The organism is Micromonospora sp. USAFONa4, from assembly GCF_057197825.1.
The window spans coordinates 2,156,756-2,178,584 of sequence record NZ_CM170072.1 but is presented as its reverse complement, the minus strand read 5'-3'; the positions used below and the strand labels follow the sequence as shown (position 1 = coordinate 2,178,584).

13 protein-coding genes are annotated in these 21,829 nt (G+C 73.6%); 11 read left to right on the top strand and 2 right to left on the bottom strand.

The genetic code is table 11. The features are described from left to right. Positions 1-60 precede the first annotated feature (60 nt). The 6 genes from argS (at position 61) to AC0OO9_RS09035 (ending at position 10,585) form a co-directional block, all read left to right on the top strand. The gene (gene argS / locus AC0OO9_RS09060; protein WP_132231177.1) at positions 61-1,725 is read left to right on the top strand and encodes an arginine--tRNA ligase; all 1,665 of its coding nucleotides are present in this window, start codon (positions 61-63) and stop codon (positions 1,723-1,725) included. A 7-nt stretch (positions 1,726-1,732) separates the two neighbouring features. Beyond that, the gene (gene lysA, locus AC0OO9_RS09055) at positions 1,733-3,118 is read left to right on the top strand and encodes a diaminopimelate decarboxylase (RefSeq protein ID WP_484516896.1); all 1,386 of its coding nucleotides are present in this window, start codon (positions 1,733-1,735) and stop codon (positions 3,116-3,118) included. Between the two features lie 8 nt (positions 3,119-3,126). Further along, positions 3,127-4,440 carry a homoserine dehydrogenase gene (locus tag AC0OO9_RS09050; protein WP_484517894.1) on the top strand — a complete coding sequence of 438 codons (1,314 nt, stop codon included), beginning with the start codon at positions 3,127-3,129 and terminating at the stop codon, positions 4,438-4,440. A 215-nt stretch (positions 4,441-4,655) separates the two neighbouring features. Continuing rightward, positions 4,656-5,705: a threonine synthase gene (thrC, locus tag AC0OO9_RS09045; protein WP_357577226.1), complete on the top strand. Its 1,050-nt coding sequence runs from the start codon at positions 4,656-4,658 to the stop codon at positions 5,703-5,705. Positions 5,706-5,922: 217 nt separating this feature from the next. Further along, a complete protein-coding gene (locus AC0OO9_RS09040; RefSeq protein ID WP_484516893.1) occupies positions 5,923-9,228 on the top strand; it encodes an efflux RND transporter permease subunit in 3,306 nt (1,101 codons plus the stop codon). Positions 9,229-9,340: 112 nt separating this feature from the next. After that, positions 9,341-10,585, top strand: coding sequence for an MFS transporter (locus AC0OO9_RS09035; protein ID WP_484516892.1), 1,245 nt, complete (start codon positions 9,341-9,343; stop codon positions 10,583-10,585). A gap of 11 nt (positions 10,586-10,596) precedes the next feature. On the opposite strand, the gene AC0OO9_RS09030 is transcribed toward AC0OO9_RS09035, so the two are convergent. Next, positions 10,597-11,127 carry a hypothetical protein gene (locus AC0OO9_RS09030; protein ID WP_484516890.1) on the bottom strand — a complete coding sequence of 177 codons (531 nt, stop codon included), beginning with the start codon at positions 11,125-11,127 and terminating at the stop codon, positions 10,597-10,599. Between the two features lie 139 nt (positions 11,128-11,266). Between AC0OO9_RS09030 and thrB the strand changes: the two genes are divergently transcribed. The 3 genes from thrB to AC0OO9_RS09015 all read left to right on the top strand — a co-directional run bounded on the left by thrB (position 11,267) and on the right by AC0OO9_RS09015 (position 19,130). After that, entirely contained in the window at positions 11,267-12,211 is a 945-nt protein-coding gene (thrB, locus tag AC0OO9_RS09025; protein WP_484516889.1) for a homoserine kinase, read from the top strand. A 295-nt stretch (positions 12,212-12,506) separates the two neighbouring features. Beyond that, positions 12,507-14,684, top strand: coding sequence for a transcription termination factor Rho (gene rho, locus AC0OO9_RS09020; protein ID WP_484516887.1), 2,178 nt, complete (start codon positions 12,507-12,509; stop codon positions 14,682-14,684). A 948-nt stretch (positions 14,685-15,632) separates the two neighbouring features. Continuing rightward, on the top strand, positions 15,633-19,130 hold the full coding sequence (locus tag AC0OO9_RS09015) for a phosphodiester glycosidase family protein (RefSeq protein ID WP_484516885.1): 3,498 nt from the start codon (positions 15,633-15,635) through the stop codon (positions 19,128-19,130). 70 nt (positions 19,131-19,200) lie between these two features. Here AC0OO9_RS09015 and AC0OO9_RS09010 read toward each other — a convergent pair whose 3' ends face one another. Then, the gene (locus tag AC0OO9_RS09010) at positions 19,201-20,097 is read right to left on the bottom strand and encodes a phosphatase domain-containing protein (RefSeq protein ID WP_484516883.1); all 897 of its coding nucleotides are present in this window, start codon (positions 20,095-20,097) and stop codon (positions 19,201-19,203) included. A 299-nt stretch (positions 20,098-20,396) separates the two neighbouring features. On the opposite strand from AC0OO9_RS09010, the gene rpmE reads away from it, so the two are divergent. Both rpmE and prfA read left to right on the top strand, forming a co-directional pair. Continuing rightward, on the top strand, positions 20,397-20,621 hold the full coding sequence (gene rpmE, locus AC0OO9_RS09005; RefSeq protein WP_088998650.1) for a 50S ribosomal protein L31: 225 nt from the start codon (positions 20,397-20,399) through the stop codon (positions 20,619-20,621). 99 nt (positions 20,622-20,720) lie between these two features. Further along, positions 20,721-21,809, top strand: coding sequence for a peptide chain release factor 1 (gene prfA, locus AC0OO9_RS09000; RefSeq protein WP_484516882.1), 1,089 nt, complete (start codon positions 20,721-20,723; stop codon positions 21,807-21,809). Positions 21,810-21,829: the final 20 nt, after the last annotated feature.

Below are 21,829 nucleotides of genomic sequence, written 5' to 3'. Positions count from 1 at the left end.
CGGTCTCACACACTGGGTCGCCGCCGCGGGTGCCGAGTCTACCCCCGATAACATGGATCAGTGACTCCCGCAGAACTCGCCGAGGTCGTCCTATCCGCAGCCCACGCCGTCTTCACCGAGCGTGGCCTGGACCGCTCCGCCCTGCCGGAGCGGACGGCGGTCGAGCGACCTCGCAGCCCCGAGCACGGCGACTACGCCTCCACGCTGGCCCTCCAGCTCAGCAAGAAGGTGGGCGTCCCGCCGCGCGAGCTGGCCACGGCCCTCGCCGAGCAGCTCGGCCGGGCCCCGGGGGTCAAGTCGGTGGAGATCGCCGGCCCCGGCTTCCTCAACATCCGGCTCGACGCGGCTGCCGCCGGCCAGCTCGCCCGCACGATCGTCGAGGCGGGCGAGGCGTACGGGCGCAGCGACCGGCTCGCCGGGCAGCGGATGAACCTGGAGTTCGTCTCGGCGAACCCGACCGGCCCGGTGCACATCGGCGGCGTCCGCTGGGCGGCCGTCGGCGACGCGCTGAGCCGGCTCCTGCGCGCCACCGGCGCCGAGGTCGGGACGGAATACTACTTCAACGACGCGGGCTCCCAGATCGACCGGTTCGCCCGGTCGCTGCTCGCCGCCGCCAAGGGCGAGCCGGCCCCCGAGGACGGGTACGCCGGGGCGTACATCACCGAGATCGCCGACGCCGTCCGGGGCGTCCGCCCCGACGTGCTGGAGCTGGACGACGCCGCCGCCCAGGAGGTCTTCCGGGTCGAGGGCGTGCAGCTCATGTTCGCCGAGATCAAGTCCTCGCTGCGCGGCTTCGGGGTGGAGTTCGACACCTACTTCAACGAGAAGGACCTGCACGACCGGGGCGAGCTGGACCTGGCCCTCCAGCGGCTGCGGGACCAGGGCCACCTCTACGAGTCGGACGGCGCGACCTGGCTGCGCACCACCGACTTCGGCGACGACAAGGACCGGGTGCTGCGCAAGTCCAACGGCGAGTGGACCTACTTCGCCGCCGACTGCGCCTACTACCTGGACAAACGGGAGCGCGGCTTCGACCGCGTCGTGATCATGCTGGGCGCCGACCACCACGGCTACATCGGCCGGATGAAGGCGATGGCCGCCTGCTTCGGCGACGACCCGGAGCGCAACCTGGAGATCCTGATCGGCCAGCTGGTCAACCTGGTCCGCGACGGCGCCCCGGTCCGGATGAGCAAGCGGGCCGGCACGGTGGTGACCCTGGAGGACCTGGTCGACGCGATCGGCGTGGACGCCTCCCGCTACGCGCTCGCCCGCTACTCCAGCGACTCCCCGATCGACATCGACGTCGAGCTGTGGACCCGGGCCACCCGGGACAACCCGGTCTACTACGTGCAGTACGTGGCGGCCCGGACGGCCAGCGTGGGCCGCAACGCCGCCGAGGTGGGGCTGACCCGGGGCGACGCCGAGGCGTTCCGCCCCGACCTGCTCGGCCACGAGAAGGAGAACGAGCTGCTCAAGGCGCTCGCCGAGTTCCCCGCCGTGGTCGCCGCGGCGGCCGAGCTGCGCGGCCCGCACCGGGTGGCCCGCTACCTGGAGGAGCTGGCCGGGGCCTACCACCGGTTCTACGACGAGTGCCGGATCCTGCCGCGCGGCGACGAGGAGACCACCGACCTGCACCGGGCCCGGCTCTGGCTCAACGACGCCACCCGCACCGTGATCGCCAACGGCCTGCGCCTGCTGGGCGTCTCGGCCCCGGAAAGGATGTAGATCGCTGATGCGTGCTCACGAGGCCGGTGCGCTGCACGGTGACATCGGCAGCCGGGGGCCGTCCTGGCTGCGTACCCCGGTCGACGTCAACGCCCTGGTGCCGCAGCTGTGGCCGCGCAACGTCACGCGCGACGGCGACGGCGTGCTCACCGTGGCCGGCCTCGGCGTCCACGACGTCGCGGCCGAGTTCGGCACCCCGGTCTACGTCCTCGACGAGGACGACCTGCGGTCCCGGGCCCGGGACTTCCGCACCGCCTTCGACGGCGTCGACGTCTACTACGCCGGCAAGGCGTTCCTCTGCCGGGCCGTGGTCCGGATGATCGCCGAGGAGGGCCTGCACCTCGACGTGTGCACCGGCGGCGAGCTGGCCACCGCGCTGTCGGCCGGGATGCCGCCCGAGCGGATCGGCTTCCACGGCAACAACAAGTCGGTGGCCGAGCTGACCCGGGCGCTCGACGCCGGGGTCGGCCGGATCATCCTCGACTCGTTCGACGAGATCGGCCGCCTCACCGCGCTCGCCCGCGAGCGGGGCGTCCGCCCCCGGGTGCTGATCCGGGTCACGGTCGGCGTCGAGGCGCACACCCACGAGTTCATCGCCACCGCGCACGAGGACCAGAAGTTCGGCTTCTCCCTCGCGGGCGGGGCGGCGGCCGAGGCTGCCTTCCGGGTGCTCGACGAGGGCGTCCTGGAGCTGCGCGGCCTGCACTCGCACATCGGCTCGCAGATCTTCGACGCCAGCGGCTTCGAGGTCTCCGCCCGCCGGGTGCTCGGCCTCCAGGCGCAGATCCGCGACGCGCGCGGGGTGGAGCTGCCCGAGCTGGACCTCGGCGGTGGCTTCGGCATCGCGTACACGACGCAGGACGACCCGGCCGCCCCGCAGGACCTGGCGAAGCGGCTGCGCCGGATCGTCGAGGCCGAGTGCGCCGCCGAGCGGCTGGCGGTCCCGCACCTGTCGATCGAGCCGGGGCGGGCGATAGTCGGGCCGGCCGTGTTCACCCTCTACGAGGTCGGCACGGTCAAGGACGTCGACGGGATCCGGACGTACGTGAGCGTCGACGGCGGGATGAGCGACAACATCCGTACCGCGCTCTACGACGCGTCCTACTCCGCGACGCTGGCGTCCCGGGCGTCGACCGCCGAGCCGATGCTCGCCCGCGTGGTGGGAAAGCATTGTGAGTCCGGGGACATCGTGGTGAAGGATGAATTCCTGCCCGCCGACGTGCAGCCCGGAGATCTTGTCGCGGTGCCGGGCACCGGCGCCTACTGCCGGAGCATGGCCAGCAACTACAACCACGTACCCCGCCCCCCGGTGGTCGCGGTGCGCGACGGCCAGGCGCGCCTGATCGTCCGGCGGGAGACCGAAGAGGACCTGCTGGCATTGGACGTGGGATGACATCACCTGTGCGCCTGGCACTGCTCGGCTGCGGCACGGTCGGTAGCGAGGTGGTCCGGCTGCTGCACGAGCAGGCGGCCGACCTCGCCGCCCGGATCGGCGCCCCGCTGGAGATCGCCGGCATCGCCGTACGCCGTCTCGGCCGCGACCGGGGCGACCTGCCCGTCGACCCGGCCCTGTTCACCACCGACGCGCTCGGCCTGATCAAGCGCGACGACGTCGACGTGGTGGTCGAGGTGGTCGGCGGCATCGAGCCGGCGCGGGGCTGGCTGGTGGAGGCGCTGCGGGCCGGCAAGAGCGTGGTCACGGCAAACAAGGCGCTGCTCGCCGAGGACGGCGCCGCCCTGCACGACGCGGCGGCCGAGGGCGGCGGCGACCTCTACTACGAGGCGTCCGTGGCGGGGGCGATCCCGCTGCTGCGCCCGCTGCGCGAGTCGCTGCACGGCGACCGGATCAACCGGGTCACCGGCATCGTCAACGGCACCACCAACTTCATCCTCTCCGCCATGGACGCCACCGGCGCCGGCTTCGCGGAGGCGCTGGAGGAGGCCACCGAGCTGGGCTACGCCGAGGCCGACCCGACCGCCGACGTGGAGGGCTTCGACGCGGCGGCGAAGGCGGCCATCCTCGCCTCGCTGGCCTTCCACACCCGGGTCGGCGCGGCCGACGTGCACCGCGAGGGCATCACCGACGTCACGGCGGCCGACGTGGCCAGCGCCAAGGCGATGGGCTGCACCATCAAGCTGCTCTGCATCGCCGCCCGGGGCGCCGACGCCGCCGGCCGGGAGACGGTCAGCGTGCGGGTACACCCGGCGATGATCCCGCTGGGCCACCCGCTGGCCAGCGTCGGCGACGCGTTCAACGCGGTCTTCGTCGAGGCCGAGGCGGCCGGGCCGTTGATGTTCTACGGCCGGGGCGCGGGCGGCGCGCCGACCGCCAGCGCGGTGCTGGGCGACGTGGTGGCGGTCTCCCGCAACCGGCTCGCCGGGGTGCGGTCGGCCAGCGAGAGCGCGTACGCCGACCTGCCGGTGCGGCCGATGGGGGAGGCGCTGACCCGCTACCACATCAGCCTCGACGTGGCCGACCGGCCGGGTGTGCTGGAGGCGGTGGCCGGCGTGTTCGCCCGGCACGACGTGTCGATCGCCACCGTGCGGCAGGGCCCGGCGGGCGGCGGCGCGGCGGGCCGGGGCGAGGACGCCGACCTGGTCATCGTCACCCACGTGGCGCCGGACGCGGCGCTCGCCGCCACCGTGCGGGAGCTGCGCGGGCTGGACATCGTCCGCTCGGTGGCGAGCGTGCTGCGGGTCGAGGGCGGGCTCTGAGCGGTCCGCCCGCGGGGCCCGGTGACGCGCGCGGGACCGCTGGCGGTGCGGGTCGGGCGGGCCTGGGCCCGTCCGCCGCCCCGGCCCGGCGGGGCGAGCGCTTCCGCGTCTCGCCTGATGGTTAACTGCGGGTGCGCCGGCGGGCACACGGCGAGACTGGTCCAGGCTGGAGGCGTGCCCGACTCGGCGGGACGGTAGAGGCGAGGGAGAACGACATGTGGCGGGGTCTGATCGACGCGTACCGGGACCGGCTGCCGGTCACCGACGCCACCCCGGTCGTGACCCTGCACGAGGGGAACACGCCGCTGCTGCCCGCGCCGGTGCTCTCCGCCCGGCTCGGCTGCGACGTGCACCTGAAGGTGGAGGGCGCCAACCCGACCGGCTCGTTCAAGGACCGGGGCATGACCCTCGCGGTCTCCAAGGCGGTCGAGGCCGGCAACAAGGCGATCATCTGCGCCTCCACCGGCAACACCAGTGCCTCCGCGGCGGCGTACGCGGCCCGCGCCGGCCTGACCTGCGCGGTGCTCGTGCCGCAGGGCAAGATCGCGCTGGGCAAGCTGGCCCAGGCGCTCGTGCACGGGGCGAAGCTGCTCCAGGTCACCGGCAACTTCGACGACTGCCTGTCGCTGGCCGCCAAGCTCGCGCAGGACTACCCGGTCGCCCTGGTCAACTCGGTCAACATCGACCGGCTGCACGGCCAGAAGACGGCCGCGTTCGAGATCGTCGAGGCGTTGGGCGACGCGCCCGACATCCACTGCCTGCCGGTCGGCAACGCCGGCAACGTCTCCGCCTACTGGATGGGCTACTCGGAGGACCTGCGGGACGGCAACGCCACCCGGGCCCCGAAGATGTACGGCTTCCAGGCCGCCGGCGCCGCCCCGATCGTCACCGGGGAGGTGGTCCGCGAGCCGTCCACGATCGCCACCGCCATCCGGATCGGCAACCCGGCGAGCTGGACCAGGGCGCTCGACGCCCGGGACTCCTCGGGCGGGCTGATCGCCGCCGTCACCGACCGGGAGATCCTGGCCGCGTACCGGCTGCTGGCCCGCGAGGTCGGGGTCTTCGTCGAGCTGGGCAGCGCGGCCAGCGTGGCCGGCCTGCTCCAGCAGGCCGCCGCCGGTCGGGTCCCGGCCGGCTCGACGGTGGTCTGCACGGTCACCGGCCACGGCCTGAAGGACCCGGAGTGGGCGATCTCCACCGCGCCCGTGCCCACCACCATCGCCAACGACCCGCTGGCCGCCGCCCGCTGCCTCGACCTCGCCTGAGCCGCCTGCTGCCTCGACCTCGCGTGAGCCGCCGGCGGATCGGCCTCGCGTGAGCCGCCGGCGGGTCGGCGCCGGTCGGGTCGACGGGAGGAAGACCGGGGCGGCGCAGGCGAGTCCTGTGCATCGGACTGGGGCAGGGGCGACCGGGGCCGGTCGGGCCGGGTGGGGGAGAATCCGTACCCCCGCCAATCGCCTTTTCCAGGAGTGAGTCACGCCGATGTCGCTGCTCGCCAGATTCAGCCTCGCCAACCGAGGGCTGATCGCCCTCATCGCGGTGGTGACCACGCTGTTCGGGGCGTTCGCCGTACCGTCACTGAAGCAGCAACTCCTGCCGTCGCTGGAGTTCCCGGCGGCCTTCATCGTGGCGGTCTACCCCGGCGCCGGGCCCGAGGTCGTCGAGTCGCAGGTCACCGAGCCGATCGAGAACGCCCTCCAGGGCATCCCCGGGCTGGACCAGGTCACCTCGACCTCCCGCGAGGGCTCCACGACCGTCCAGGTCCAGTACGAGTTCGGCACCGACCTGGACGACGTGGTCAACAAGATGCAGACCGCGCTCAACCGGATCGACGCGCAGCTGCCTGAGGGAGTCGACCCGCAGGTCATCGCCGGCAGCACCGACGATCTGCCCGCGGTGGTGCTCGCCGCCTCCGGCGGTGACGACCAGCGCGTCCTCGCGGAGAAGCTGCGCGCCACGGTGGTGCCCGAGCTGGAGGCGATCGAGGGGGTGCGGACGGTCGACCTGACCGGCGCCCGCGACGACGTCGTGGTGGTCACCCCGGATCCGGCCAAGCTGGCGGCGGCGAAGCTCCAGCCGACCGCTCTCGGCGCGGCGTTGAAGACCAACGGCGTGACGGTGCCGGCCGGCGCGGTCACCGACGGCACCCGCGCGCTCCCGGTGCAGGTCGGCACCCGGCTCGCCACGCTGGACGACCTCCGGGGCGTCGTGGTCGCGCCGGCGGCGGGCCGGGCGGCCCCGGTCCGCCTCGGCGACGTGGCCACCGTCGAGCAGCAGCTCGCCCCGGCCACCGCGATCACCCGCACCAACGGCAAGGACAGCCTGGGCATCGCGGTCACCGCCTCCCCGGACGGCAACGCGGTGGAGATCTCCCACGAGATCCGGGACCGCCTCGCCGACCTGCGGGAGGCCTCCGGCGCCGAGCTGACCGTCGTCTTCGACCAGGCGCCCTTCGTCGAGAAGTCGATCGAGAGCCTGACCACCGAGGGCCTGCTGGGCCTGGTCATGGCCGTCATCGTCATCCTGGTCTTCCTGCTGTCGGTCCGCTCCACCGTGGTCACCGCGGTCTCCATCCCGCTCTCGGTGGTGGTCGCCCTGATCGCCCTCTGGATCGGCGACTACTCGCTCAACCTGCTCACCCTCGGCGCGCTCACCATCGCGGTCGGCCGGGTGGTCGACGACTCGATCGTCGTGCTGGAGAACATCAAGAGACACCTGGAGTACGGCGAGCCGAAGCGGCAGGCGATCCTCGCCGCCGTCCGCGAGGTGGCCGGCGCGGTGACCGCGTCCACCCTCACCACGGTCGCCGTCTTCGCGCCGATCGCCCTGGTGGGCGGCTTCGTCGGGCAGCTCTTCGCGCCGTTCGCGATTACCGTCACGGTGGCTCTGCTCGCCTCGCTGCTGGTCTCGCTGACCGTCATCCCGGTGCTCGCGTACTGGTTCCTGAAGCCGCCGAGCGGCACGGCGGACGACGCCGCGGTGCGTCGGGCGGCCGAGGAGAAGGAGCTGCGTAACCCGTTGCAGCGGGCGTACCTGCCGGTGATCGGGTTCGCCACCCGCAAGCGGGCCACCCGGTGGATCACGCTGGGGCTCGGCGTGCTCGTGCTGTTCGGCACCTTCGGCCTGTCCCGCCAGCTGGAGACCAACTTCATCGACGACTCCGGCCAGGACACCCTGAGCATCACCCAGGAGCTGCCGGCGGGCACCGGCCTGCTCGGCACCGACGCGGCGGCCAAGCAGATCGAGGCGGTGCTGGAGCGCACCGAGGACGTCGAGACGTACCAGGTCACGGCGGGCGGCGGGGACAACCCGTTCGGCGGCGGCGGCAACAACGTCGCCAACTGGTCGCTGGCCCTCGGCGACGGGACCGACGCCCGGGAGATGCGGGAGAAGCTGCGTCGGGAGTTCGACGCGCTGGGCCCGGCCGTCGGTGAGGTCAGCTTCGGCGCCGGCCAGGGCGGGGCGGCGGCCAACCAGATCGAGGTGGTCGTCCAGGGCACCGACCCGGAGGCGCTGACCCGGGCCGCCGAGGAGGTCCGGTCGGCGATGGCCGGGCTGGCGGGCGTCGAGGACGTCTCCACCAGCCTCGCCACGCGGGTGCCGCGCGTAGACGTCACCGTCGACCGGGTCGCCGCCGGCCGGGTCGGGCTCACCGAGGCCGCCGTCGGCCAGGTGGTGGCCCAGGCGTTCCGTGGTTCGCCCCTGGGGCAGGTCACGCTCGACGACGGGCAGCGGGACGTGGTGCTGCGGTTCGCGGGCAAGCCGCCGACCACGGTGGAGGAACTGCGCGCGATGCCGGTCGGGCCCGTGAAGCTCGACGACATCGCCGACGTCACCCAGACCGAGGGTCCGCAGCAGGTGAGCCGGATCGACGGCGAGCGCAGCGTCTCCGTCACCGGTACGGCCACCGGCTCGAACCTTGGCGCCATCACGCAGGAGTTGCAGAAGAAGCTGGACGGCATCGACGTGCCGGGGGCGTCCTTCGCCATCGGCGGCGTCAGCGCCGACCAGGAGGAGGCCTTCGCCGACCTGGGCCTGGCCGTACTCGCCGCCATCGCGATCGTCTTCCTGATCATGGTGGCGACGTTCCGGAGCCTGGTCCAGGCGCTGATCCTGCTGATCTCCATCCCGTTCGCGGCGACCGGCGCGATCGGCCTGCTGCTGGCCACCGGCACCCCGATGGGTGTGCCGGCGCTGATCGGCGTGCTCATGCTGGTCGGCATCGTGGTGACGAACGCGATCGTGCTGCTGGATCTCGTCAACCAGTACCGGGCCCAGGGCATGGGGGTCCAGGAGGCGGTGGTCGAGGGCGGCCGGCGCCGGCTGCGACCGATCCTGATGACGGCGATCGCCACCATCTTCGCGCTGCTGCCGATGGCGCTCGGCCTCACCGGGGAGGGCGGCTTCATCTCCAAGCCGCTGGCGATCGTGGTGATCGGCGGGCTGCTCAGCTCGACGCTGCTCACCCTGATCCTGGTGCCGACGCTCTACGCCATGGCGGAGAACACCAAGGAGTCGTTCCGCGCCCGCCGGGCCCGCCGCTCCGGCGGGGTGGCCCCGGCCACCGGCACGGGCGACGGCGACCCGGCCGGCGACGACGGTGGGACGCCCGCCGCCGAGCCGGTCCCGGTGCCCGCCGGGGGCGCCCCGTCCACCGCCGGCGCGGAGGCCACCGACGCCCCGGCGTCCCGGCCGCAGCCGTCGGGCGCGCTGGTGGACGGCACCGACCAGTTCGAGGTGCTGCGGCTGCCGAAGAGCCGCACGTCCCCGCTGCCGCCGGCCGAGTAACGGCAGTGCGCGAACACCCCCGACGGGTCCCCACCCGCCGGGGGTGTTCGCGTTCGGTCAGGTACCCGCCGTACGCCCGGCCCGCCGGTCACCGCCCGGTAGGGTCCCGAACGTGCCGTCCACCGTCTCGGTCCTCAGACACAACCGCAACTTCCGCAATCTGTTCCTCGCCGAGCTGGTGGTCTTCGGCGCCGACTGGTTCGTCATGGTGCCGCTGCTGGTGCTGCTGCCGGACCTGACCGGCAGCGGCGTGTGGGGCGCGCTGGTGCTCGCCGTCGACACCGGGATCGTGGCGCTGCTGCTGCCGTACACGGGCACGATCGCGGACCGGTTCGACCGGCGCAAGATCATGATCATTTCGAACGTCGCAGCCCTGCTCGGCGTGCTGCTGCTGCTCGGCGTCCGCAGCGCGGGGACCGCCTGGCTGGCGATGGCCGGGATCGGCGTGGTGGCGGTCGCCAAGGCGTTCTACTCCCCGGCGGCCCAGGCGGCCCTGCCCAACGTGCTCGACCCCGACGAGCTGGCCGCCGGCAACGCCGTCGCGGGATCGGCCTGGGGCACCATGACCGTCGTCGGCGCCTCCCTGGGTGGCGTGCTCAGCGCCGCCGTCGGCCCGTACGCCTGCTTCTGGGTGGCGGCGGTGGGCCTGGTGGTCGCCGCGGGCCTGGCCACGCTGATCCGCCGGCCGTTGCAGGCGCCCCGCGACGCGGAGCTGCCCGTGCAGCGGACCTGGCCGGCGATCCGGGAGGCGCTTGGCTACATCGGGCACCGGCCGAGGGTGCTGGCGCTGGTCACCGTGAAGTCGGCGGTGGGCCTCGGCAACGGCGTGCTGACGGTGTTCCCGCTGCTCGCGGCCGTGTACGGCGTGGGCCCCGTCGGTACCGGGCTGCTCTTCGCGGTCCGCGGGGCGGGGGCGCTCGTCGGGCCGATCCTGATGCGCCGGGTGCTGACCAACCGCGCCTGGCTGCTGCCCGGGCTGGCGCTGTCGATGTCCCTCTACGGCCTGGCCTACCTCGGCACCTCGGTCGCCAACTGGTTCCCGCTGGTGCTGGCCCTGGTCTTCGTCGCCCACTTCGCGGGCGGCAGCAACTGGGTGATGTCGAACTTCGCCCTGCAAGGGGAGGTGCCGGACCGGCTGCGGGGCCGCGTCTTCGCCACCGACATGATGCTGGCGACCCTCGCCGTCTCGGTCAGCCAGCTCGCCGTGGCCGCGGTGGTGGACACCGTGGACGAGCGGGTGGTGCTGGCCAGCTGCGGCCTGGTCACGGTGGTCTACGCGGTCGGCTGGCGGATCGCCACCCGCCGGCTCTCGCTCACGGACCCGGCCGCGCAACCGGCCCCGAGCGCCGCCCGCTGACCCGCCCGGGGTCAGGCTTGGTCGGTCCCGGCGCCCGTCGGCGCGTCCGGCCGGGACCGACCGCCCCACTGCGCCGGCACGTCGGCCCCGCCCCCCACGGTCCACCCCGGGTCGGCCGGCGGCACCGGCTGGGCGGCGGGCGCCGGCGCGGTGGTCGGCACCGGCCCGCCGCCGGCGAGCGGTCGTCCGCCGAACGGGCCGGCCGCCGCGCCGCCCGCCCGCCGCCCGACCAGCACCGCCGCGATCAGCAGACCCGTCCCGATCGGGTACGCCAGGGCCTGCACCCCGCCGTGGACCAGGTTCATGAGCCGGAAGTTCGAGTAGCCCCAGTCGAAACTGAACGCGCGGGGCAGCAGCAGGGTCCAGGCCACGCTGAGCAGTGCGCTGACCAGCAGCACAGCGAGCCCGGACAGCGCCAGCAGCCGGGGCTTGCGGGGCAGCCGCCCCCCGGCCGTCGCGGCCAGTACGAGTCCGACCAGCAGCACCAGCACCGAGGGCGCCTCGAAGACGACCGCCGTCGCCAGGTACCCGAATTCGCGCATTCCCGCCTCCAGCCGCCGTCGGTCGGGTCAGGCTAACGGACCGGCGCTGCCACCACCGTCCGGTGACGAGGCCGTCCGGCCCGGTCCCATCCGTCGGGCGGCGGTCCGCCCCGTCGGTGCGCAGCCCTACCATGAGCCCGTGCCGACGAACTTCATCTCCGGCCCGGTCCGGGTCCGGGTCCCCGCCACCAGCGCCAACCTGGGGCCGGGGTTCGACGCCCTGGGGCTCGCCCTGGCGCTGCACGACGACGTGGCCGCCGAGGTGACGGCGGGGGGCGTCACGGTGACCGTGGCCGGGCAGGGCGCCGGGGAGTTGCCGGCCGACGACCGGCACCTGGTCGTCCGCGCCATGCGGGCGGCCTTCGACGGGCTCGGCGGGCAGCCGCCCGGGCTGGCGGTGGAGTGCGTCAACCGCATCCCGCAGGCCCGTGGGCTGGGTTCCTCGTCCGCGGCGATCGTCGCCGGCGTGCTGCTGGCCCGTGCGCTGGTCAGCGACGGCGAGACCCGGCTCGACGACGCCGCCGCACTGCGCCTCGCCGCCGAGATCGAGGGCCATCCGGACAACGTGGCGCCGTGCCTGCTCGGCGGCTTCACGCTGGCCTGGACGGAGCCCTCCGGCGCCCGGGCGGTGTCGCTGCCGGTCGCCGACGGCGTACGACCGACGGTCTTCGTGCCGGCGGAGCGCGGCCTGACGGCCACCGCGCGGGCCGCGCTGCCGGCCACCGTGCCCCACGGCGACGCGGCGCTGAACGCCGGCCGCGCCGCGCTGCTGGTGCATGCGCTGACCGCCGACCCGGGTCTGCTGCTGCCGGCCACGGTCGACCGGCTGCACCAGGACTACCGCGCCGACGGCATGCCGGGCAGCGCTGCCCTGGTGAAAGCGCTGCGTGAGGTCGGTGTGGCCGCCGTGATCAGTGGTGCGGGCCCGACCGTCCTGGCCCTGACCGGCCCGCCCGAGGGCTTCGACCCGGGAACAGGCTGGGAGGTCTGGCGGTTGGATCCAGACGGGCGCGGAGCACAGGTTGCCCGGGGTAGACTGGGACACGCAGAGCGGGACCCTGTTGCCGCAGGTCGGAAGAGTTGATTACGCTCTAGACTTAGCACAGCCGCGAAGCATGCGATCTCCCTGCGGGTCGGCGCACCCCCGAAGCTTTCGGCGGTCAGCCCGTCACCCCTGCCTAGGCCCACGCCGCACCGCAGTCTTCACAGGTCGCCGCAGACGGCGAGACCTGCTCACCGACCTTCGGTGAGTCGGGAAACCGACCGGCTGCTGTGTCACAGACTCCCGCGACGCGTCCATGCGAGGCGGGTGCACCGAGGCCGCCCGGCCACCTTGTTTCGACTCCGGGCAGTCCCGGCCTATCGAGGGAAGGAATCCATTGAGCGACACCACCGACGTGACGTCGGATGTTTCCAACGTCGCTGGCGATGCCACCACCGCCGCCACCCCCGCCCGTCGTCGGCGCAGCGGCACCGGCCTGTCGGCGATGCTGCTGCCGGAGCTGCAGAGCCTGGCCGCGTCGCTCGGCATCTCGGGCACGGCCCGCATGCGCAAGGGCGAGCTGATCAGCGCGATCTCCGAGCGGCAGGGCGGCGCCACCGCCGGGACCCCTCGACCGCGGGCCGAGGCCGCTGCCGCTCCCGCCCGTGAAGAGGCCCACGCCGAGGTCCGTGAGAGCACCGAGCGGCCGGCGGCCGGGCGGCGTACCGCGGAGCAGGCCCCGGCGGAGCCGGCGGCGGCCGAGGCCGAGCCCCGTGGCCGGACCCGGCGCAGCCGGGCCGCCACCTCCGAGGCGCGGGCCGCGGAGGCCCGTCCGGCGGAGGCTCGTGAGGCGGAGGCTCGTGGGGCGGAGGCCGTCCGTCCGGCGGAGGCTCGTCCGGCGGAGACGCGCGCGGACGAGGCCGAGGCCGGCGAGCGTGCCGACCGTGGCCGTGAGCGCGGCGATCGTGCCGAGCGGGGCGACCGTGCCGAGCGCGGCGACCGTGCCGAGCGCGGCGACCGTGCGGAGCGGGGCGACCGTGCCGAGAGGGGTGACCGCAACGAGCGCGGTGACCGCGGTGACCGCGCTGAGCGGGGTGACCGTGCCGAGCGTGCGGAGCGGGGTGACCGCGGCGAGCGCGGTGACCGTGCCGAGCGGGGTGACCGCAACGAGCGCGGTGACCGCGGCGAGCGTGCGGAGCGCGGTGACCGCAACGAGCGGGGCGAGCGTGCCGATCGGGGCGACCGTGACCGCAACGAGCGCGGCGACCGGGGCCAGCGCGTCGAGCGTGACAACGACGGCGACGACGACGAGAGCGGTGGCCGGCGTGGCCGGCGCAGCCGGTTCCGGGACCGCCGCCGTGGCCGTGGTGAGCGCGCCGAGGGCGGCGACGGTGGCCGTGATGGTGGCCGCGACGGCGGGCGCGAGCCGCAGGTCGGCGAGGACGACGTGCTCGTTCCGGTGGCCGGCATCATCGACGTGCTCGACAACTACGCGTTCGTACGGACCACCGGCTACCTGGCCGGCCCGAACGACGTCTACGTCTCCATGTCGCAGATCAAGAAGTACGGCCTGCGGCGCGGCGACGCCATCACCGGTGCGGTACGCGCCTCGCGCGACGGCGAGCAGCGGCGGGACAAGTACAACCCGCTGGTGCGGCTCGACACCATCAACGGGATGGAGCCGGACGAGGCGAAGCGCCGGCCCGAGTTCTACAAGCTCACCCCGCTCTACCCGCAGGAGCGCCTGCGGCTGGAGACCGAGCCGCACATCCTCACCACCCGGGTCATCGACCTGGTCATGCCGCTCGGCAAGGGCCAGCGCGCGCTGATCGTGTCGCCGCCGAAGGCGGGTAAGACGATGGTGCTCCAGGCCATCGCGAACGCGATCACGCACAACAACCCGGAGTGCCACCTGATGGTGGTGCTGGTGGACGAGCGGCCCGAAGAGGTCACCGACATGCAGCGGTCGGTGAAGGGCGAGGTCATCGCGGCGACGTTCGACCGTCCGCCGCAGGACCACACCACGGTGGCCGAGCTGGCGATCGAGCGGGCGAAGCGCCTGGTCGAGCTGGGCCACGACGTGGTCGTGCTGCTCGACTCGGTGACCCGCCTCGGTCGCTCGTACAACCTGGCGGCGCCGGCCAGCGGCCGGATCATGTCGGGTGGTATCGACTCCACCGCGCTCTACCCGCCGAAGCGCTTCCTGGGTGCGGCCCGCAACATCGAGAACGGCGGCTCGCTGACCATCCTCGCCACCGCGCTGGTGGAGACCGGGTCCATGGCGGACACGGTCATCTTCGAGGAGTTCAAGGGCACCGGCAACGCGGAGCTGAAGCTGGACCGGAAGATCGCCGACAAGCGCATCTTCCCGGCCATCGACATCCACCCGTCCGGCACGCGCAAGGAGGAGATCCTGCTCGCGCCGGAGGAGTTGGCCATCATCCACAAGCTCCGGAAGGTCCTGCACTCGCTGGACTCGCAGGCGGCGCTGGACCTGCTGCTGGACAAGCTCAAGCAGACCCGCACCAACATCGAGTTCCTGATGCAGATCGCCAAGTCGACGCCGGGGGAGTGATCCTCCCCGGGTGAGACAGCGGGAAGGGCACGGCCACGAGGCCGTGCCCTTTTCGCGTCCCTGCCCGTCGGTCTCGTGGGTGAGCTTCGGTGCCGCGTGCCGCATGCCGCATGCCGCATGCCGTAATGCCGGGCGTCGGGTGCCGCGTGCCGGACGTCGGGTGCCGCGTGCCGGGCGTCGGGTGCCGCAGACGGGCAGCCGGACGATCCACCTTGCCAGCTCACTTCCGTCACGATCGGTGACGTTGGTCTCGAAGAGCCTTTGTTGTGACTCTAGGTGACCGAATTTGGGTGCGTGAAGAGCTTGCCCACCTTGGCCGTCGCTGGCGAGGGTCTGTGACCAGGTAATTCGTCGTGAAGGCGTGATCCGGCCGCACCATCCTCCAGTCCCCTTTGCTCTGCATCCACATAGGCACCGCTTACACGGCGTGTCCGGTGCGGATATGGGTGCAGAGCAAAGGGGACGGAGCGAGGGGTGGAGCGGCGCAGAGTCGCCCACTCTCCGTGATCGAACGTGGGTGGCCGTGCGGCCCCGGGCGCACGGCGCAGGGTGGTCCCCGAGCGCACGCCGCAGGGCGACCCCTGAGCGCACGCCGCAGGGCGACCCCCGAGCGCACGCGCGGTGTGGGTGGCCGAGCTGCCCCGAGCACACGCTGCGGTGGGCCCCGAGCGCGCGCTGCGCGGACCCGTGGGGTGCGGCGGTGAGGTCCGTGGGTGTGGCGGCGGGCGCGCGCATGCGGCACGTGCTGCCGGGTTGTGGCTCCGCTTGCGTGCTGCGGGGAGGCGTGCAGTGCGGGGAGGCGCAGCGCGGGGAGGCGCAGTGCGGGGAGGCGCGCTCCGGAGGACGGTACCGGCAATGGCGGGGACGACCGCCGGAAGGGTGGAGTTTTCCTTCGGTTTGGTCGGCAGCTATTGAAACTTCTATTCACCGTCCGGTTGACTGTCGCCCATGCGTACCCGCAGACGATCCGCCCGGCTCGCAGGCGTCCTGCTGCTGACGCCGCTGCTCACCCTGGCCGGCACTGTGCCGGCGAACGCCGGTGCGCCCGCTCCGGCCACCGACCCGTCCCTCACCGCCGCGGAGGACGCACCGCGCGCCTCCTCGTACTCCGCAGGCTCCGTGACGCTCGCCGGCGACCCGGCCGCGAGCATGTCGTCCACCGCGGCCCCGACCGGCGTCGAGCCGGCCGGCGGGCTGGAGACGGCGAAGACCACCCGCCCGGTCGCCCCGGGCCTCAACCTGACCTCCTTCGACCGGTACGACGCCGACGGCTGGCTGCGCGCGGACGCGCTGACCGCCGACCTCACCGGCGGCCTCACCGTGGACTACGTCAACTCCGGCGCGGTCAGCCGGGCCGAGCCGCTGCGCGGCACCGTCGACGCGGCCCGTGCGGTCGCCGCCGTCAACGGCGACTTCTTCGACATCAACAACTCCGGTGCCGCCCAGGGCGTCGGCGTCCGTGACGGCCAGCTGGTCCAGTCCGCGGTCAGCGGGCACCGCAACGCCGTCGCGATCACCACCGAGGGGCTCGGCCGGGTCATCGAGGTGAACTTCGACGGCACCGCGACCCTGCCGACCGGTCCGGTGACGCTGACCCAGTTCAACAACATGATCCAGGCGAACGGGATCGGCGTGTTCACCGCGCTCTGGGGGTCGTACACCCGGCAGCGTGCGGTCGAGGGCGCCGCCCGCGTCACGGAGGTCACGGTGGTCGACGGCCGCGTCGCCACCGTCGCCGGCACGGCCGGAAGCGGGGCGGTCCCGGCCGGCACCACCGTGCTGCTCGGCCGCGACGCCGGCGCGGACGCCCTTGCCGGGCTGCGTCCCGGCGACGCGGTGACCGTCGCCTACCGGCCGAAGCCGGCCGACGGCAGCAACCTGCACGCGGCTGTCGGCGGCGGCAACGTGCTGGTCCGCGACGGGGTGGTGCAGAGCATCGCCGACGCGTCGCTGGCCCCGCGCACGTCCGTCGGCTTCTCCGCCGACGGCCGGCGCATGATCATGTTGACGGTGGACGGCCGGCAGGTCGACAGCCGGGGCGTCACCCAGACCGAGATGGGCCGCATGATGGCCGAGCTCGGCGCGCACCACGCGCTCAACCTCGACGGCGGCGGCTCCTCGACGCTGCTCGCCCGGGAACCGGGTGCGGCGGCCGTGCAGGTGGAGAACAGCCCGTCCGACGGCAGCGAGCGGGCCGTGCCCAACGGCCTGGCCATCTACGCGCCCAAGGGCAGTGGCCGGCTCACCGGGTACTGGCTCGAGACCGCCAGCGACCCGACCATCGCCCCCGGCGTCGCGCCGGTGCGCGGCGGCCGGCCCGACCGCGTCTTCCCCGGCCTGACCCGCCAGCTCACCGCCGCCGGCCACGACGAGACGTACGGCCCGGCGGCCGGCGCGCCGACGTGGCGGGCCAACCCGGCGGCGCACGGCGTCGTCGACGGCAAGGGCCGCTTCCGGGCCCTCCTGCCCGGAAGCACCACGGTCACCGCCTCGCGGGGCGCGGCCCGTGGCACTCTCGACCTGACCGTGCTCGGGCCGCTGGCCCGGATCGACTCCACGGTGGAGCGGGTCGGCCTGACCGGCGCGCAGGGCAGCGCGCTGTTCGGCGTCGTCGGCTACGACGCCGAGGGCAACACCGCCCCCATCGAGCCGGCCGACCTGAAGCTCGACTACGACAAGGACCTGCTGAAGATCGCCCCGACCGCCGACGGCAACCTCGCCGTCACCGCCCTGCGGGACACCGGCTCGGCGCTGGTCACCGTCCACGTCGGCCGGAGCAGCACCGTCCTGCCGGTCACCGTCGGGCTGACCGACGTGCCGGTGGCCGGCTTCGACGACGCGGCATCCTGGAAGTTCAGCCAGGCGCGGGCCAGCGGCGCGGTCGCGCCCGCGCCGGGCCGCACCGGCACGGGCCTGAAGATGACGTACGACTTCAGCCAGTCCACCGGCACCCGGGCCGCGTACGCGGACCCGCCCGCCTGGATCGAGGTCGCCGGCCAGCCGCAGGCGTTCGGCATGTGGATCCACGGCAACGGCACGGGGGAGTGGCCCAGCCTGCACCTGCACGACGCGCAGGACACCCAGCACGTGCTGCGCGGCCCGCTGATCACCTGGACGGGCTGGAAGTACGTCGAGTTCGCCGTCCCCGCCGGGGTGCAGTACCCGGTGCGGATCCGCCGGTTCTACGTGGCGGAGACCAACGCCGCCGCGCAGTACCGCAGCGAGGTCATCATCGACGACCTGGTGGCGAAGGTGCCGCCGACGGTCGACGTGCCGGCCGAGAAGCCGCGCACCGACCGGGTGGTGCTGCGCGACGGCACGGTGGACGGGGCGCCCTGGCGCTTCGCCGTCCTGTCCGACGCGCAGTTCGTCGCGGCGAACCCGGACAGCGACCTGGTCGCCCAGGCCCGCCGTACGCTGCGCGAGGTCAAGGCCGCGAAGCCGGACTTCCTGGTGATCAACGGCGACTTCGTGGACACCGCCTACCCGGCGGACTTCGCGCTGGCCAAGCGGCTGCTCGACGAGGAACTCGGCGGCGAGGTGCCGTACTACTACGTGCCCGGCAACCACGAGATCATGGGCGCCCCGATCGCCAACTTCCGGGCCGCCTTCGGCGACACCGAGCGGACCTTCGACCACAAGGGCACCCGGTTCGTCACGCTCAACTCGTCGACGGGCTCGCTGCGCGGCGGCGGCTTCGACCAGGTACGGATGCTGCGCGAGGCGCTCGACTCGGCGACCGGTGACCCGGCCGTCAACTCGGTGGTCGTGCTGCACCACCACCCGCCGCGCGACCCCAGCCCGGCCAAGGCCAGCCAGCTCGGTGACCGGAAGGAGGCGGCGCTGCTGGAGCAGTGGCTGGCCGACTTCCAGCACCGCACCGGCAAGGGCGCCGCGTTCGTCGGCGGGCACGTCGGCACCTTCCAAGCCGACCGGGTCGACGGGGTGCCGTACCTGATCAACGGCAACTCGGGCAAGAACCCCTCCACCCCCGCCGACCAGGGCGGATTCACCGGGTGGACCGAGTTCGGGGTGGACCCGGTGAGCCCGGCCGAGGCCGACCGGGCCCGCCGCAACCCCCTCGTCGAGGGCCCGCGCTGGGTCGCCGCCGAGATGCACGCGCACGTCGACGCGCTCACGCTGACCGCCCCGGCCAGCGTCGCGGTCGGCACCCCGGCGACGGTCACCGCCACGGTGACCCAGCCCGGCGGGCGTACGGTGCCGGTGGCGGCGCCGGTGAGCGCGGACTGGTCCGCCTCGCCGAACGTGCACGTCGGCTCGATCCTCGGGCTGAAGCCCTGGCACGTGGCCCGCTTCGACCCGGCCACCAACAGGCTCACCGCCCTGCGCCCCGGCGCGCAGGTCAAGCTGGCCGTCGCGGTCAACGGCGCGCGGGCGGAGGCGACGATCACGCTGACGGCCGCCGCCGCGGCTCCCGCCGCCTGAGGTGTAAGGAAGGGCACCTTTCTATCGTCCAGGCGATAGTGAAGGTGCCCTTCCTTACATCCGCGACCGCTCAGAAGTCGCCCTCGGCGACCTGGAAGACGGTGAGGCCGAGGGCGCGCCACATCCGCACCACCTGCTGGCGGTCGTCGAAGACGCCGACCACCCGGTAGCGGTCGGCGATCTCGCGCTCGTAGATCTCCCGCTTGACCACGGAGTCCTTGCGGTTGTCGCCGACGGCGCGCAGGTGCAGCCCGAGGTGGGGGACCCGGACGTGCCGGGCCAGCCACGCCTCGGTGGCGGCGCGGGCGGTGGCGTCCCGGCCCGAGCAGAACACCACCCCGTACCCGGCGGCGTGCATCGCCCGGACCGCCGCGATCACCGCCGGGTTGGGCTCGTCCTCGGCGACCCGGGTCATGTCGTACGGGCTGCGCGAGACGTTCAGTGCGACCGTGCCGTCGATGTCGACAAGCACGATCTCCGGCGGCTCGGTCGACGGGGCGTGCACCGTGGCGGGCCGCCCCGTCCGGGCCTGCGGCACGGGCAGCGGCAGCGTACGACCCTCCAGGTAGCGCTCGTGCAGGCGGCGGATCCACGCCTCGCCGACCCGGTCGGCCTCGGGGCGGGCGGCGTCGCGGCGCAGGCACTCCGCGAGCGGCACGTCGGTGAAGTCGTGCACCTCGAACCCGGCGCCGTGCCGGGCGGCCAGGTCGGCCCAGTCGCGCAGGGTCCGCGAGCGCAGGTTGGTGTCGTCGACGCAGACGTCGGCGCGGGCCCGCAGCAGCGCCTCGACCTGTGCCCGCTGCACGACGGTGACCTGCCACTCCGCCCACTGGGTGAACAGCCGCTCGCCGTGCAGCATGCGGCGCAGGTCATCGCGGTTGACGCGGACCACGGAGGGCTGGAGGGTCCGGGCGAACGTGGTCTTGCCGGAGGCGGGCAGTCCCCGGGTGGCGATCAGGCGGGCCATCGGCTCCTCCGTGTCCTACGTCGTCGGCGGTCCCGCCGTCCGCGCCGCGTGCCCCGGCCGGGGCACGACGCCGACGGCGGCCGTGCCGGGACGAATGCCCGGCCAGGCGTCGGGAATGCGGGAGGTGGGGCGTGCGTTGTCGATGCCGGACCAGCCGTGCGGCCCGACTGCCGGGTCGGCGTACGCCCATGGCACACTGGTCAATCGGCCACCGGTTCCGGTTCACGCCCGAGCCCGTCGCGCGCCGCGACGGACACCGACGGCGACCCGGCGACCATCCACGAGAGGACCGAGGCGAGATGAAGTCCAACATCCACCCGGAGTACGTGACCACCGAGGTCAGCTGCTCCTGCGGTAACACGTTCACCACCCGCAGCACCGCCAAGGGCGGCTCGATCCACGTCGAGACCTGCAGCGCCTGCCACCCGTTCTACACCGGCAAGCAGCGCGTCCTGGACACCGCGGGCCGGGTGGCGAAGTTCCAGCAGAAGTACGCCAAGGTTCAGGCCAAGAAGGCCAAGTAGCTCCTCGTTCGGCGCCCGCGTCCGGTTTCGTGCCGGACGCGGGCGCCGTCCGTATTCCCCCTGGTCCTGCCCCGTACCCGTCGAAGGAGCCTCCCCCGCATGAGCAGCGAGCGCCTGGCCGCCCTCCTCGACGAGTACGCCGAGCTGGAGAAGCGGCTGGCGGATCCGGCCATCCACGCCGACCAGAACACCGCCCGCCGGGTCGGCCGCCGGTACGCCGAGCTGGTCGGACTGCACAAGGCGGCCGGTGAGCTGGAGCAGGCCCGCGCCGACCTCGCCGCCGCCCGGGAGCTGGTCGCCGAGGACGCGTCCTTCGCGGCCGAGGCCGAGTCGATCGCGGAGAGCCTGCCGGCGCTGGAGCAGCGGCTGGCGGAGCTGCTGATCCCGCGCGACCCGCACGACGCCAAGGACGTGATCGTCGAGATCAAGGCCGGCGAGGGCGGCGAGGAGTCCGCGCTGTTCGCCGGTGACCTGCTGCGGATGTACACCCGCTACGCCGAGCGGCGTGGCTGGCTCACCGAGGTGATCGACGCCCAGGACTCGGACCTGGGCGGGGTGAAGGACGTCTCGCTGGCGATCAAGACCAAGGGCGTGCCCGAGGGCGGCAACGGCGTCTGGTCCCGGCTGAAGTGGGAGGGCGGCGTGCACCGGGTGCAGCGCGTACCGGTCACCGAGTCGCAGGGCCGCATCCACACGAGCGCCGCCGGGGTGCTGGTGCTGCCGGAGGCCGAGGACGTCGACGTCACCATCGACCCCAACGAGCTGCGCATCGACGTGTTCCGCTCGTCGGGGCCCGGCGGCCAGTCGGTGAACACCACCGACTCGGCGGTACGGATCACGCACGTGCCGACCGGCATCGTGGTCTCCTGCCAGAACGAGAAGTCCCAGTTGCAGAACCGGGAGCAGGCGATGCGGATCCTGCGCGCCCGGCTGCTGGCGGCGGCCCAGGAACAGGCCGACGCGGCCGCCTCGGACGCCCGCAAGGCGCAGGTGCGCACCGTGGACCGTTCCGAGCGGATCCGCACCTACAACTTCCCGCAGAACCGGATCACCGACCACCGGATCGGCTACACCGCGTACAACCTGGACCTGGCGCTCGCCGGCGACCTGGACGGGGTCCTCGACGCCCTCGCCGAGGCCGACCGCGCCGCCCGCCTGGCCGGCGACACCGAGCTGACCCGCCGCTGACCCCCGGGGCCGACGGGGCG

Bases quoted from the DNA above. Each gene is read 5' to 3' on its own strand.
- rpmE (WP_088998650.1), top strand. From the start codon at position 20,397: ATGAAGTCCAACATCCACCCGGAGTACGTGACCACCGAGGTCAGCTGC.
- AC0OO9_RS09015 (WP_484516885.1), top strand. From the start codon at position 15,633: ATGCGTACCCGCAGACGATCCGCCCGGCTCGCAGGCGTCCTGCTGCTG.
- AC0OO9_RS09040 (WP_484516893.1), top strand. From the start codon at position 5,923: ATGTCGCTGCTCGCCAGATTCAGCCTCGCCAACCGAGGGCTGATCGCC.
- lysA (WP_484516896.1), top strand. From the start codon at position 1,733: ATGCGTGCTCACGAGGCCGGTGCGCTGCACGGTGACATCGGCAGCCGG.
- AC0OO9_RS09030 (WP_484516890.1), bottom strand. From the start codon at position 11,127: ATGCGCGAATTCGGGTACCTGGCGACGGCGGTCGTCTTCGAGGCGCCC.
- thrC (WP_357577226.1), top strand. From the start codon at position 4,656: ATGTGGCGGGGTCTGATCGACGCGTACCGGGACCGGCTGCCGGTCACC.
- prfA (WP_484516882.1), top strand. From the start codon at position 20,721: ATGAGCAGCGAGCGCCTGGCCGCCCTCCTCGACGAGTACGCCGAGCTG.
- AC0OO9_RS09010 (WP_484516883.1), bottom strand. From the start codon at position 20,097: ATGGCCCGCCTGATCGCCACCCGGGGACTGCCCGCCTCCGGCAAGACC.